The sequence below is a fragment of the Arthrobacter sp. K5 genome, assembly GCF_040448525.1.
GTDB classification, from domain to species: domain Bacteria; phylum Actinomycetota; class Actinomycetes; order Actinomycetales; family Micrococcaceae; genus Arthrobacter; species Arthrobacter globiformis.
Genome location: NZ_CP159279.1, coordinates 4,593,230 through 4,607,104, shown reverse-complemented (window position 1 = coordinate 4,607,104; position 13,875 = coordinate 4,593,230). Strand labels below are relative to the sequence as shown.

Here is a 13,875-nt window from a genome sequence, read left to right as displayed (position 1 = left end):
ACCTGCCGGTACGGCCCGAAGCAGCGGCGGGGCGCATCCCCCGGTCGCGGATGACCGGACCCCAGCGCCGGTCCCAGCTCATTGAAGTAGGGCGGGCCCTGTTCGCGATGCGGGGGCTGGACGGCACCACCATCGAGGAGATCGCTGCCTCCGCCGGCGTTTCGAAGCCTGTGATCTACGAGCACTTCGGCTCGAAGGAGGGCCTGTACACCCAGGTGGTCGAGTACGAGTTCCGAATCCTGCTCGCCGACATCAACAACGCCTTGGCCGACGAAGCCAAGCCGCGCGTCCTCGTGGAGCGCGCCGCCCTGGCCCTGCTCACCTATATCGAGGAACGCACCGACGGCTTCCGCATCCTCATGCGGGACGCTCCCCCGTCCCAGCCTGAAGGCGCCTTTTCCACCCTGCTCTCCCACGTGACAGCCCGTGTTGAACACATCCTGTCCGACGAATTTGCCCGCCGCGGGTTCAGTGCGGCCGACGGCGCCATGTACGCCCAGATGCTCGTCGGCATGGTGGCGATGACGGGCCAATGGTGGCAGGACGCCCGCCAGCCCGACAAACGGGCTGTGGCCGCCCATCTGGTGAACCTCGCCTGGAACGGCCTGACCGGCCTTAAAAAGGAGCCGGAACTCCGCAGCGAGCCGTGACTTCCGGCTCCCGGTGCTCCCGGGAACGGGCGGAAGCGGGCACCGGCACCCAGCCCGGAACCACTTACTCGCCGAGGACTTCCGACGCCTCCAGCCATTCGAGTTCGAGGGCGTCCTTTTCGTCGGTCAGGTCCTTCAGCTGCTTGTTGAGGTCGCCGAGGCGGTCGAAGTCGCCGTCGTTGGTGCTGGCGGCCATTTGGACGTGGATCTTCTCTTCCTGCTGGGCGAGCTTGTTGAGCTGGCGCTCCACGCGGTTGAGGGACTTGCGGGCCTCGCGCTTCTCGGCTTCTGAGGGACCGGCGGGGGCTGCTGCGCCGCCGGCTGACGGGCCGGTGACGGGGTTTCCGCCGCCGGTGACGGTGGAGCCGGCGAGGGCGTTCTCGCGGAGTTCGAGGTACTGGTCCACGCCGCCGGGCAGGCCGCGGATCTTGCCGTCGCCCAGCAGTGCCATCTGGTGGTCCGTGACGCGTTCGAGCAGGTAGCGGTCGTGGCTGACCACCACGAGCGTGCCCGGCCAGCCGTCCAGGACGTCCTCGACGGCTGCGAGCGTGTCAGTGTCGAGGTCGTTGGTGGGTTCGTCCAGCATCAGCACGTTGGGCTCGCCCACCAGCAGCCGCAGGAGCTGCAGGCGCCGCCGCTCACCGCCGGACAGGTCCCGGACCGGTGTCCACTGCTTCTGGTTGGTGAAACCGAGCTGCTCCACCAGCTGGCCGGCCGTGAACTCCCTGCCGCCCACATTGAAGGACCGCTTTTCGCGTTCGATGACCTCGATGACACGCAGGTCGGCGACATCGTCGAGCTCCTTGACCTCCTGGGTGAGCACAGCGGTGACTACCGTCTTGCCCTTCTTGACCTTTCCGGCCGACGGCTGGATTTCGCCGTTGAGCAGTTTAAGGAGGGTGGTCTTGCCGGCGCCGTTGACGCCGACGAGGCCCAGCCGCTCCCCCGGCGCGAGCCGCAGCGTGATGTTGTTGAAGAGCTTCCGGCCGGCGTCCTGCTCAGGGTCGCCGCTTTCGAAGTCGAGCGACACGTTCTCCAGGTCCAGCACATCCTTGCCCAGGCGCGCGGTGGCCATCTTGCTCAGGGCCGTGGAGTCCCGCGGCTCCGGAACGTCGGCGATCAGGGCGTTGGCCGCTTCGATCCGGAACTTGGGCTTGGACGTCCGTGCGGGGGCTCCGCGCCGCAGCCAGGCAAGTTCCTTCTTCACCAGCTGCTGGCGCTTGCTTTCGACGACGGCGGCCGTGCGGTCACGCTCGGCGCGGGCCAGCACGTAGGCGGCGTAACCGCCGTCGAACGGGTCAACGATCCCGTCGTGGACTTCCCAGGTCTTGTTGCAGACTTCGTCCAGGAACCAGCGGTCGTGGGTGACCACCAGGAAGGCCCCCTGGTTGGGCCGCCACCGGGTCTTCAGGTGCCGCGACAGCCAGGCCACACCCTCGACGTCGAGGTGGTTGGTGGGCTCGTCGAGCATGATGACGTCATGGTCCTCGATGAGGAGCTTGGCCAGCGCGACGCGCCGCTTCTGTCCGCCGGACAGGGCGTGCACGTTGGCGTGCCAGTCGACGTCGGACACCAGCCCGCCCATGATTTCGCGGATCCGGGGGTTCGCCGCCCACTCATGGTCGGCCTTGTCGCCGACGATCGCGGCACCCACCGTCAGGTCGGCGTCAAGGACGTCGCTCTGGTCCAGGTAGCCAACGTTGACGTCTCCGCGCTTGGTGACCCGACCCGAGTCCGGCGTGGACCGCAGCGCCAGCAGCCGCATCAGCGTGGACTTGCCATCGCCGTTCCTGCCCACCATCCCGATCCGGTCGCCCTCTTCGAGCCCAAGGGTGATGCCGTCCAGAACGGTTCGGGTTGCGTACGAGACCTTGAGGTTCTCGCCGCCGAGCAGGTGTGCCACGGGGAACTGCTTTCTGCTGTGAAGGTTGGAAAGTATTAAAGGAGCGTATCGGAGATGATGCGGGCGCCGGGCACCGGGCCGTGGACCGCGAGGGCATTGAGGCCTTTGCGTTCCAGCTCGCCGGCGAGGCTCTCTGCCGCTTCGGGATTGTGGGCCAACAGGGCCACGGTGGGCCCGGAGCCGGAAACGATCCCGGCGATGGCTCCGCAGGATTCGCCCAGGCCAAGGGTGTCCCGGAGCCCGGGGGCGAGTTCGATGGAGGCCCGCTGGAGGTCATTGACCAGCACCCTGCTCAGGGCGTCGGCGTCACCGCCGCGCAGGGCCTGCAGGATCTTCGGGTCCACCGCCGTGGGCTCCTCGACGTCCAGGCCTTCGGCGTGGCGGAGCCGGTCCAGGGTGCGGAAAACTTCCGGGGTGGACAGTCCGAACTCGGCCGTGACCAGCACCCAGTCCATTTGGGCCTTTGCCAGCGCAGGCGACAGGTCATCCCCCACGCCCAGCCCCACGGCCGTGCCGCCCAGCAGTGCGAAGGGAACGTCCGCCCCGAGCTCGGCGGCGAGCTGGGCGAGTTCATCCCGGGACAGGCCGCTGTTCCATAACGCGTCGCACGCCAGGAGCGTGGCGGCGGCATCCGCGGAGCCGCCGCCCATGCCGCCCGCCACGGGGACCCGCTTGGTGATTTCAAGGTGCACGCCGGTGGCGTGTTCGGACACATCGGCCATGATGGCGGCTGCCTTGTAGGCCAGGTTCCGCTCGTCCAGCGGGATGTCCACTCCGTCGAGGTCCAGCGTGCTGTCCGGACTGATGCTGACGGTGATGCCGCCGGAAGCTGTGCTGGTGGCCGCGACTTCCTCGTACAGCGACACGGCCAGGTACACGCTGGCCACGGAGTGGTAGCCATCCGGGCGCAGGGGTCCGACATCCAGCGAGACGTTGACTTTGCCCGGGGCCTTTACCCGGACGGTCCTTGCCGCAAAGCGCCCCCGCAGGCCATGGACCGCCATCAGGCGTCCGCGGCCGCGCGGGCTTCGGCGATCCTCGCGAACGCGGCGATATCGATCACTTCGCCCCGCGCGGTGGGGTCGACCCCCGCCGCGACCAGGCAGCGTTCCGCTTCGGCGGCGCTGCCGGCCCATCCGGCCAGGGCTGCACGGAGTGTCTTGCGGCGCTGCGCGAACGCAGCATCAATGACGGCGAAGACTTCCTCGCGGCTGGCGGTGGTGGCCGGGGGCTCCCGCCGGGTGAAGGCCACGAGCCCGGACTGGATCTTGGGCGCAGGCCAGAACACGTTCATGCCGATGACGCCGGCCTTGCGCATGCTGCTGTACCACGCGGCCTTGACCGAGGGCACGCCATAAATCTTGGAGCCCGGTTCAGCGGCCAGCCGGTCGGCCACTTCATCCTGGACCATGACCAGGCCGTGCCTGATCGACGGGAAGTGCTGCAGCAGGTGGAGCACCACAGGCACCGCGACGTTGTAGGGCAGGTTGGCGACGAGCGCCGCGGGCTCGGCCGGCAGCTCCGTCACCTTCATGGCGTCGGCGAGGACCAGGTGGAAGTCGCCGGCGGCGTCGGGCCGCCATTGCCCGATGGTCTCCGGCAGCTTCGCCGCCAGAACGGGGTCAATTTCGACGGCGACCACCGCCTTGGCGGCGTCGAGGAGCCCCAGCGTCAGCGACCCCAGCCCGGGCCCGATTTCGAGGACCGTTTCGTCCGGGCCGATGCCGGCGGCGGCCACGATCCTGCGGATGGTGTTGCCGTCGATGACGAAGTTCTGGCCCAGTGTTTTGGTGGGGCGGACGCCGATCTCTCCGGCCAGCCTGCGGATATCGGAGGCACCGAACAGTGGAGCTGGCGCAGTGCCGGAGGCGGAGGGGGTCGGGTCAGTCACCTAGGTATCCTATCCCGGCGTTCAGTAGTGGAAGGTGCCGTCGGGTGGTTGCCGGTGGCTAGCTGCTGGCCGCCCAGCCGCAGCCCCACGGCTGAAGGCCGCGCTCCGCGTAGACACGGTTGGCAATGTCGATCTGCTGCGCCTTGGTCGCCTGGCTGGCGTTCGGGGCGTAGGCGCCGCCGCCGGCGCCGATCCAGGTCTGGACGTCGAACTGCAGGCCGCCGTAGTAGCCGTTGCCGCTGTTGATGGACCAGTTGCCGCCGGATTCGCACTGGGCGATCTTGTCCCACATGGCCACGTTCATCATGGCCGGGGCTGCGGCACCGGTGTTTCCGCTATCAGCCTCGGCGGCTGCCGGCTTGGGCTCTTCCTTGGTGCCGACCGTGATCTTCTCGGTCACAGGCTCGCGGGTGGTGGTCTTGGAGACGAGCGTCCGGGAGGCCTCGCGGCCGTCGACCAGCACCAGCTTGTAGGTAAGGGTCGTCTGGCCGGGAACGCCTTCCTGGGTAACCTTCTCCTCCCCCTTGGGAAGGGTGGCGCTGTCCGTGCTCAGCGACTGGAACTGGATCGCTTCGGTGACGGTGGCGGTCTTGCCGGTAACGCGGGACACCTTGATCACCATGTTGTTGACCACCGGGGCGAGTGCCGGCTGGGATGTCCGGTCGGCGGCGGCGAGCCGGATTCCGGCGTCCTTGAGGACCTCGCCGACGTTGGCGGCTGTGGTGGTGGTCTTTTTGGCCTTGCCGTCGGCGATGATACTGACGGTCTTCGGCGTCGAGATGGCCACGAACGAACCGTCCACGGCCAGTTGCGCGTCCTTCGGCACGGAGAGCTCCGAAGAGCTGGCCACGCCGAGCTGGGTCACGAGCCCGGCCACGTCCTGCGCCGTGGTACTCACGGTCTTCTCTGCACCGTCCAGGCTGACTTTCACGGCCTTGGCCATGTTCACGTTGATGACGGAGCCGTTCTCAACACTGGCGTCCAGTGCGGGAGAGACGCGGTCGGCCGGGTGGAGCTCGATATTCGCGCTCTTCACCACCTGCTCGACGGTGCCGCCAAAGGTCTGGACGGAGCTTGCTTTTCCGTCGACGTTCAGGGTGACCGTCTTGTTGTTGCCCACAAAGGCAACAAGCCCCAGCACGAGGGCCGAGAGCACCACCAGCTGGGTGCCGACCTTGATGAAACTGAACTTGCCGTCTGACGTGAAGAAGTTGACCACGATCGCCCGTAACTTTTGAGCCATCCGGGCACGGGGAAAAACGCACAGGGGTACCCCCAGCGGTCACCGACATGGTGGCTCCGGACAGGCCGGAGCAGGCCGCAGGCATGTGCGTCGCCACACTCACATGGCAGGGCATCCGGAGGCGCCCTGCCTGTACGAAAGTGAGTTACATCATCCGGAGGCCTTCCCCGACCCCGGCTAATAGTTTTTCACTGTAACCGAAGCGTTATAAACCGGCCAAAATATTTGCCTACCAGGTATGTATTTTTGGTTTATTGCACGCGGCGGTTCAGTCCCAGGATCCGTACGCCCGCACGGTATTTGCGCTGACCTGGGCACAAAGCCCGGACAGGTCCGTTTCTGTCAATTCCGCCATCGCCCGCACGGTGTACGGCACCATGTAGCTGGCGTTGGGGCGGCCGCGGTGCGGATGCGGAGTAAGGAACGGCGAGTCGGTTTCCACCAGCACCAGCTCCGGATCGGCGACGGCGAGCGCCTCCCTGAGATTGGTGGCGTTCTTGAACGTCAGTGTCCCGGCGAAGGACATGAACCATCCCTCACCGTTGCAGATCCGCGCGAGCTCCGCGTCCCCTGAAAAGCAGTGGAAAACTACCCGTTCCGGGGTGCCTTCCTCGCGCAGGACCTGGACCACGTCATCGTGGGCGTCGCGGTCGTGGATCTGCAGGGTCCGGTCCAGCCGCTTCGCGATGTCGATGTGCCGGCGGAACGAGTAACGCTGGTGGGCCAGCCCCTCCCCTTCCGTGCGGAAGAAGTCCAGGCCGGTTTCGCCGATGGCGCGCACGCGGGGGTGGGCAGCGAGCTCCTCGATCTCAGCCAGGGCGTCCTCAAGCTCACCGCGGGCAGCGTAGTCCGGCGCATCATTCGGATGGAGGGCCACGGCCCCCAAAAGGCGCGGATCCAGATCGACGGCGCGCACGGTAAACCTCGAGGATTCCAGGTCGCAGCCCACCTGCACGGCGCCGCAGACACCCACGGCTTCGGCTGCATCGAGGGCAGCGGCGATGTCCACCCGGACATCGTCAGTCGGGAAGTCCAGGTGCGTGTGGTTGTCCATCACGGGGACGGGCAACGGTTCGGGCGCCGGCGGGAAACCGCGCCTGCCGGAGCCGTCGGTGCCGGGAGCCCGGTAAGGCCGGGGAGTCAGGGAATGCCGCATTCCTCCAGCCTAGCGGCCGCCCCGGCTCCGCCTGACGCTCGGCATTACCCGGAGATTTACGGGGAACTCTCTGTTAGCCACGGCAGTTGTGTTAGTACGCTGGTTACGGACGGATGTGAGCGCCCAACGAGGGCAACGGCAGACCTCCGCCGCTTCGTTTTGCTTCACTCTGGGCTGAAAGGTTGCCGATGGAACCGCACCGACGCATCACGATCGACGAAGCACTTCCCGGCGGACAGGGCTTCACTGGAAGTGCTGCGCGCAACGTCAACCCGCTCAACGGACACAAAACCGTCCCCTTGGAAGCCCCGGCTTTCCGGGCCGCCAGCGAACGCATCCTCAGCGCCATCAACACCGTCATCGACGGCAAGGCCGAGGCCGCGAAGCTGGCGCTGACGGTCCTGCTGGCCCAGGGCCACCTGCTCCTGGAGGATGTCCCCGGGGTGGGCAAGACGCTGCTGGCGAAAACCCTGGCACGCACCATCGACTGTTCCGTCAGCCGGATCCAGTTCACACCCGACCTCCTCCCCTCGGATGTCACCGGCGTCTCCATCTACAACCAGTCCTCGCGCCAGTTCGAATTCCGTCCGGGCGCCGTGTTCGCGAACATCGTGATCGGCGACGAGATCAACCGGGCCTCCGCCAAGACGCAGTCCGCCCTGCTCGAATGCATGGAGGAGCACCAGGTCACGGTGGACGGTCACTCCTACAAGCTCGGCGAACCGTTCATGGTGGTGGCCACCCAGAACCCCATCGAGATGGAAGGGACCTATCCGCTCCCGGAAGCCCAGCGGGACCGCTTCATGGCCCGGATCTCCATGGGGTACCCGGATAAGGACTCCGAGATCGAAATGCTCGAGACCCACCAGGCCACGTCCCCCCTGGCCCGGATCAAGGCGGTCGTCACTGCAGCGGATGTCGCCGCCATGATCGCCACCGTCCAGCAGGTGTTCGTCTCCGAAGCCGTGAAGGAGTACACCGTGGCCGTCGGCCGGGCCACCCGTGACAGCGCCATGCTGCGCCTTGGGGCAAGCCCGCGGTCGCTGCTGCAGCTGCTCCGGGCCGCGAAGGCGACGGCGGCGCTGGACGGCCGTGATTTCGTACTGCCGGACGACGTCGTTGCCGTTGCCGAGGCGGTGCTGGCGCACCGGATCATCCTGGACCGCAAGGCCGCCAGCACCGGCGAGACCCCGCAGGGCGTCATCCGGAGCGTCCTTGCCCGGATCCCGGTCAGCCAGGAAATGACGGACACGGCCAACGCCGGGCGGACCTCACCCGAACTCCGTCATACCCACTAGTCAGGACCATCGCCGTGGCACTGCTGGACAGCCTCCCCCGACATCTCTTCAGCTCCCGGGGCTGGGGACTCCTGGCAGCCGGCGCCGTCTCGCTGCTTTGCGCCCAGGTCATGGGCCGCCGCGACCTTCTTGCCCTCGGCGTCCTGCTGGTTGTCCTCCCCCTCGTTTCACTGGCCGGCATCAGGGTGGTCAAGCCGCGGTTCCGGGTGTACCGGGAGTTCAGCCCCTCCACCGTCGAGACAGACTCCGTCACCACGGTCCGGCTCGCCGTCGCCCGGACCGGGCTGGGCACTGGCAGGGTCATCATGGAGGAGCGGCTGCCGCCACGGTTCGGTGAATCCCCGGCGTTCCGCTTTCCCGCCCGGTCGGCCTCGGGCGGCACCAGCCGATATGAGTACCACCTGCGGTCGGGAAAGCGCGGACAGTTCACCATCGGCCCCGTCAGCGCCGAGTTCACGGATCCGTTCGGGCTGTCGCTGCACCGGCATTCGATCGACGACGGCGACACCCTCACCGTGACGCCGGCCGCCGTCGAACTCCCGCCCACCGGCCTTGCCGGCGCGCGCGGCAACGACGGCATCACGGCCACCCGGACCAGGGCTAACCCCAGCGACGACGACGTCATGACCCGCGAGTACCGCCACGGTGACCCGATGCGGCGGGTGCACTGGCCGGCCACTGCCCGGCACGGCGCCCTCATGGTCCGGCAGGAGGAATCTGTCACGACACCCGAGGCCACGGTCATCCTGGACCACCGGTTCGTGGCCCATTCCTCGGGCTACGGCTCGGTGTTCGGCAGCCCGGGTGAGGACGGCAGCGACCTCGTCACCAGCGACACCTTTGAGTGGGCGGTGACGGCGGCCATGTCCGTGGGCGCCCACCTCGCCGAGCTCAACTACTCGCTGCGGTTCCTGGACGCGGCGGGGGAGCCCGCCTTCCACCGTTCGACCTCGGCCCCTGAGCCTGACAGCGAGGAGTACAGCGGCGCGGCCGGCCTCCAGTCGATCGCCGAAAGCCTCGCCGCGATCCAGCTGACGGGGCCGCATCACGCGCGCAGGGACCATGACACCGGCCGCCGCGAACACGCAGGAAATGCCGACGCTGCCCAGTCCGTCTTTGACGACCGGCTGATGGACAAACTCGCGGCCCACCGGATGCGGGGCCCGGTCCTGGCGCTCCTCGGGAAGATTTCACTCGCGGAGGCGCGGGCCCTCGCCCCCGCAGCCGGCTACGCCGCCAACGCCTTTGCCGTGGTGATCACGGACAAACCCGCGGACTGCCACGACGTGCTCGAGGCCCTGCGGGTGGGCGGCTGGCGCGCTGTCGCCGTCGAGGCCTCCACCTCGCTGCCGGCAGCCTGGATGTACTTCGACGAGGGCGAGGCCGCGATGTGGACGGCTGCGGCGGACGTGCGCCGCGGGGCGGAGGTAGGGCGATGACACTGACATCACAACGGCAGCCGGGCGCTGATGCCCAGCCGCAGCCCGCTCCGGCGTCCCCCGGCAGCGGAAGGTTTGGGGCCGGCGCCTTTCCCTGGGTCATGTCCGGCGCAGTGGCACTGTCCGTCTGCGGCGCGTCACTGTCCCTCAACGGGGTCCTTCGCGGCTGGGCGTGGTTCCTGCCGGTCCTGACCACGGTGGTGGTGGTCTCACTGGCCATGGCCCTGCTCCGCACCTTCCGTGCCGCGCCCGTGCTGGTGGCCGCGGGGGGCCTGGTGTCCCTGGCGTTCATCCTGACGTTCACCTTCTTCCGGCGTGACAGCTTTGCGGGTTTCCTCCCCTCGCAGGCCACCCTCGACGCACTGGGCCGGCACCTTCGCCGGGCCAGTGAAACAGTGCTGGCCGAGAGCTCACCGGTAGCCCCCAACGCCGGCATCGTCCTGGTGACGTGCGCCGCACTGGGACTCGTGGTCATCCTCGTGGATGCGCTGGCCCTCCCCTTGGGCATGCCCGCAACGAGCGGACTCGGCCTGTTGGCGGTGCTGGTTGTTCCGGCCATGATCAAGCCCCAAAGCGTGGGCTGGCTGGGGTTCGTGGTGACGGCGGCCGGCTATCTGGTGATCCTCGCCTGCAGCCAGTGGTTTGCGCCCGACGCACGGACGGAGGCGGACACTGCCCGCAACCCGGGCCAGATCAGGCGGGCTGCCCTGACCGGAGCCGTGACCCTGGTGGTCACGCTCCTGCTGCAGCTTGTGGTTCCAGGCTTCGACCAGGGCACATTCCCCCAGGGCTCCCGGCTGAACCCCTGGGGTACAGCCACAGGACTGAATCCCATGATCAGCCTCGGCAACAGCCTGCGCACCCCGACGGGCGAGGGCAGGATCACCTACGCCACTAACGCCACCACGCCCCTCTACCTGCGCTCGGTCACCGTGGACCGGTTCGACGGCGAGTCCTGGTCCCCGGACGACCGCAATGCCAGCCGCCGGGCAGGCACCGGACGGATGGACGCAGGCCACGAGATCCTGGCACCCGAACAGACCCGGCAGGTGACGGTGGTGAACACCGGTGACTTCACCAGCCCCTACCTCCCTGTTCCGTACGCCCCCGAATCCGTCAACGGGCTGACCGGGCGGTGGAGTTGGGATCCTGCGACGTTGAGCATCAAGGGCACCGATACCAACTCCCGGGACCAGCAGTATCTGGTTCAGTCCTCGGTGCCGAAACTGACGACCGAACTGCTGGACGCGTCCTCCGCCCCCGTCCAGGGTGTCCCGGAGGAGTTCATCCGGCCGCCGTCGAACGTTCCGGACATCGTCCGGACAACCGCTGAATCCGTCACAGCAAACAGCCGTACAGCCTATGCCAAAGCGATGGCGATCCAGAGGTTCCTGCGCGGCCCGGACTTCACCTATTCCCTGGAATCCCCCGTCCAGGGCGGGTATGACGGAAACGGGCTGTCCGTCCTGGCGGATTTCCTGACCCAGAAGAGCGGCTACTGCATCCACTTCGCCTCCGCCATGGCGGTCATGGCGCGGCTCGAAGGCATCCCGAGCAGGATCGCCGTCGGCTACGCACCGGGCAGGCAGACCGGCGCCACGGTGTCCGTTGCCGGCCAGGGGGCGCTTCCGGAGTTCGAAGTTGACGCCCGTGATGCCCATGCCTGGCCCGAGCTGTATTTCCAGGGCCTCGGCTGGGTTCCGTTTGAACCTACCCCCTCGCGCGGCGTGGTCCCGCCGTACGCGCAGGACTCCTCAACGTCAGGCGGCGCCAGCACCAACGACCAGAACAATGACGGTCTGGTGCCGAGCAACGGCGCCACGGCACCGTCGTCGACGGCGCCGGCACCGCTGCCCCTGCCGGGGGGCGGAACCGCCGACGCCGGGAACCAACTGGCGCCCGCACTCTACACTGCCGCCGGGGTTCTGCTGCTGGTCCTCCTGGCCGCCTCACCCCGCCTGGTGCGCGGAGGCATCCGGGCAAGGCGCCTCAGGGGAACGGGCACCGGCAGGAACCGGCTGGCCGAGCCGCCGCTCGTCTGGTCGGAGCTCCAGGACCTGGCCACGGACTACGGCGTCCGTCCTGAGCCGAGCGAGACCCCGCGGACATTCTCGGCCCGGCTGCGCGGTTCCCCGGCCATGCGGCTGCGGGCCGAATCAACCCCCGCCGGACCAGACTCCGCAAACCCGCCAGACACCGCAATCGGACCCGACACCGGAAGCGGACACCGGCCCGATGCCGAGACCGACCGGGCCGTGACCGTCCTGACGGATGCCTACGAGCGGCATCAGTACGGCCGGCCCGCGGCCCCGGACGGCACACGCCGCGGCCTGCCGGAGGAAACCGCCGTCGAGCACATCGGTCAGGTGCGGCGGGCGCTCCGCCGAAATGCCGGCATAATCGGCCGGCTCCGGGCCGACTGGCTGCCGAGGTCGGTCCTCGTCCGCTGGGGATCCGTCGCCGGATGGCCTTTCCGCGTTTTGCGACGGGCCGCGCTCCGGACGGGACACGGCGCCTCGGTACTGTGGCGCAGGACCCGCAGCGGCCTTCGGCGCCTGCGGGAAGGCTAGCCGCCCGCACACCCCGCCAGCGGCATTCCCGACGTTTGACATGTGACCGCCGCCACCTTATCTTTGAGAAACGGGAAAGCGCATTCCACAGACGTCCAAAGCTTGCGAAAAGCAGAGAAGCTGTCCGCGGACCGCAGCAGCCTTGGCGGCGCGGGGCGCGCATCCTTCCCACCTGATCTGAGACCCAGCAACGGGGCGAATCCGGCGGGGCAGACGATTGTCCAAAGGAGGACGACATGAAGAGCGACACACACAACCTGCGGACTTCGGCTGAACCGCAACAGTCCGGCACGCACCGGACGAGCAGCACCCGGAAGGCTGCCGCCAGCGGCTGGGTGGGCAGCGCCCTCGAGTACTACGACTGGTTCATCTACGCCCAGGCCGCGGCCCTGGTCTTTCCCACCGTTTTCTTCCCGGCAGGAAACCCGACCGTAGCGCTGATCGCCTCGCTCGGCACGTACGCAGTGGGATACGTCGCCCGCCCGATCGGGGCATTCGTCCTTGGCCAGTGGGGTGACAAGCACGGCCGCAAGAACGTCCTGGTCCTGGCCATGCTGCTGATGGGCGTCTCAACCTTCGCGGTGGCCCTGCTGCCCACCTACGACCAGGTTGGCATCCTGGCCCCGGCCCTGCTGCTGGTCCTTCGCCTCGTCCAGGGATTCGCCGTGGCCGGGGAGCTGAGCGGGGCCAGCGCCATGATTGTGGAGCACGCCCCGTTCGGGCGGCGCGGCTTCTATGCCAGCTTCGCCCTCCAGGGCACCCAGGCCGGGCAGATCATCGCCGCCGCCGTCTTCCTTCCGCTCTCGGCCGTGCTGTCCGCGGAGGACTTCCACGCCTGGGGCTGGCGCATCCCGTTCCTCCTCAGCGCCCTGGTGGTGTTCGCCGGCTACATGATCCGCCGCCGGGTTGAGGAGACGCCCGTCTTTGTGGAGGAGAAAGCGCTCAAGGACGTTCCCAAGATGCCGGTGGTCCAGGTGCTGCGCGAAAGCGGGCTGAACGTGGTGCGGGCGGTCTGCATGACGCTGGTCAACGTTGTGGGCGTCACCGTTGCGGTTTTCGGCGCGGCCTACGCCACGCAGCCCGGGTACGGCATCGGCATGAGCACCACCGTCTATCTCTGGATCCCGGTGCTGGCCAACGTCATTGCGCTGGCCCTCATCCCCTGGTTCGGCGACCTCTCGGACCGGTTCGGCCGGCGGCCGCTGATGATCGTCGGTTCACTGGGCTCCGGCGTGCTGGCCTACGGGTACCTGTACGCGGTCAGCCAGAACAACGTGCCGCTGACCATCGTCCTCGCGATCCTCATGTGGGGCACGCTGTACCAGGTCTGGAACGCCACCTTCGCCAGCTTCTTCCAGGAGCTCTTCCCCTCCCGCACGCGGGTCACCGGGTTCGCCATCTCCCAGAACATCGGGCTCCTGATCACGTCCTTCCTGCCGAGCCTCTTCGCGGTGGTCGCTCCCCCGGGGTCGGCAAACGTTCCGCTCACCGTCGGCTCCATCTGCTTCGGCATCACGGTGGTCGGGGCGATAGCGGCCTGGTCCGCCAAGGAGACGCACCGGATTCCGCTCCACCAGCTGGGATCGCCGGACGCCACGCCGGTTTCCCGCGAGGAGTATGCGCGCGTCCGTGCTGCGGCCCGCTAAACGCCGGGACAGCAACCGCCACGCAAAAAACGCACTGGCCCGCAGGATTCCTGCGGGCCAGTGCGTTTTGCCATACTGT

General features: G+C 68.0%; 10 protein-coding genes. 5 read left to right on the top strand and 5 right to left on the bottom strand.

Translation table 11 applies throughout. The annotated features are described in order from the left end of the window. The first annotated feature begins 50 nt into the window (after positions 1-50). Positions 51-650 (top strand): TetR/AcrR family transcriptional regulator, encoded by a 600-nt coding sequence (locus tag ABRP34_RS20995; protein WP_043418442.1) that lies wholly within the window; start codon positions 51-53, stop codon positions 648-650. Between the two features lie 64 nt (positions 651-714). Here the strand turns inward: ABRP34_RS20995 and ABRP34_RS20990 are convergent, their stop codons facing one another. From ABRP34_RS20990 to ABRP34_RS20970, 5 genes are all read right to left on the bottom strand, one after another. Then, positions 715-2,553, bottom strand: a complete 1,839-nt coding sequence (locus ABRP34_RS20990) for an ABC-F family ATP-binding cassette domain-containing protein (RefSeq protein ID WP_003801042.1) — start codon at positions 2,551-2,553, stop codon at positions 715-717. Positions 2,554-2,588: 35 nt separating this feature from the next. Next, the gene (locus ABRP34_RS20985; RefSeq protein WP_353711653.1) at positions 2,589-3,557 is read right to left on the bottom strand and encodes a 4-(cytidine 5'-diphospho)-2-C-methyl-D-erythritol kinase; all 969 of its coding nucleotides are present in this window, start codon (positions 3,555-3,557) and stop codon (positions 2,589-2,591) included. Beyond that, a complete protein-coding gene (gene rsmA, locus ABRP34_RS20980) occupies positions 3,557-4,444 on the bottom strand; it encodes a 16S rRNA (adenine(1518)-N(6)/adenine(1519)-N(6))-dimethyltransferase RsmA (RefSeq protein WP_003801037.1) in 888 nt (295 codons plus the stop codon). Before rsmA ends, ABRP34_RS20985 begins: the two co-directional genes overlap by 1 nt. A 58-nt stretch (positions 4,445-4,502) precedes the next feature. Next, a complete protein-coding gene (locus ABRP34_RS20975) occupies positions 4,503-5,663 on the bottom strand; it encodes a ubiquitin-like domain-containing protein (protein ID WP_353711652.1) in 1,161 nt (386 codons plus the stop codon). 292 nt (positions 5,664-5,955) lie between these two features. After that, complete coding sequence (locus tag ABRP34_RS20970; RefSeq protein WP_353711651.1) at positions 5,956-6,843, bottom strand: TatD family hydrolase; 888 nt, start codon at positions 6,841-6,843, stop codon at positions 5,956-5,958. 188 nt (positions 6,844-7,031) lie between these two features. Here ABRP34_RS20970 and ABRP34_RS20965 point away from each other — a divergent pair, with 188 nt between their 5' ends. From ABRP34_RS20965 to ABRP34_RS20950, 4 genes are all read left to right on the top strand, one after another. After that, on the top strand, positions 7,032-8,141 hold the full coding sequence (locus tag ABRP34_RS20965) for an AAA family ATPase (protein ID WP_003801033.1): 1,110 nt from the start codon (positions 7,032-7,034) through the stop codon (positions 8,139-8,141). A gap of 14 nt (positions 8,142-8,155) precedes the next feature. Beyond that, complete coding sequence (locus ABRP34_RS20960; protein ID WP_353711650.1) at positions 8,156-9,580, top strand: DUF58 domain-containing protein; 1,425 nt, start codon at positions 8,156-8,158, stop codon at positions 9,578-9,580. Next, on the top strand, positions 9,577-12,150 hold the full coding sequence (locus ABRP34_RS20955; protein WP_353711649.1) for a transglutaminaseTgpA domain-containing protein: 2,574 nt from the start codon (positions 9,577-9,579) through the stop codon (positions 12,148-12,150). The genes ABRP34_RS20960 and ABRP34_RS20955 overlap by 4 nt, the downstream gene beginning before the upstream one ends. A gap of 236 nt (positions 12,151-12,386) precedes the next feature. Further along, positions 12,387-13,796: an MFS transporter gene (locus tag ABRP34_RS20950; RefSeq protein ID WP_003801027.1), complete on the top strand. Its 1,410-nt coding sequence runs from the start codon at positions 12,387-12,389 to the stop codon at positions 13,794-13,796. Positions 13,797-13,875 lie beyond the last annotated feature (79 nt).

Bases quoted from the DNA above. Each gene is read 5' to 3' on its own strand.
- ABRP34_RS20950 (WP_003801027.1), top strand. From the start codon at position 12,387: ATGAAGAGCGACACACACAACCTGCGGACTTCGGCTGAACCGCAACAG.
- ABRP34_RS20970 (WP_353711651.1), bottom strand. From the start codon at position 6,843: ATGCGGCATTCCCTGACTCCCCGGCCTTACCGGGCTCCCGGCACCGAC.
- ABRP34_RS20965 (WP_003801033.1), top strand. From the start codon at position 7,032: ATGGAACCGCACCGACGCATCACGATCGACGAAGCACTTCCCGGCGGA.
- ABRP34_RS20955 (WP_353711649.1), top strand. From the start codon at position 9,577: ATGACACTGACATCACAACGGCAGCCGGGCGCTGATGCCCAGCCGCAG.
- ABRP34_RS20985 (WP_353711653.1), bottom strand. From the start codon at position 3,557: ATGGCGGTCCATGGCCTGCGGGGGCGCTTTGCGGCAAGGACCGTCCGG.
- ABRP34_RS20995 (WP_043418442.1), top strand. From the start codon at position 51: ATGACCGGACCCCAGCGCCGGTCCCAGCTCATTGAAGTAGGGCGGGCC.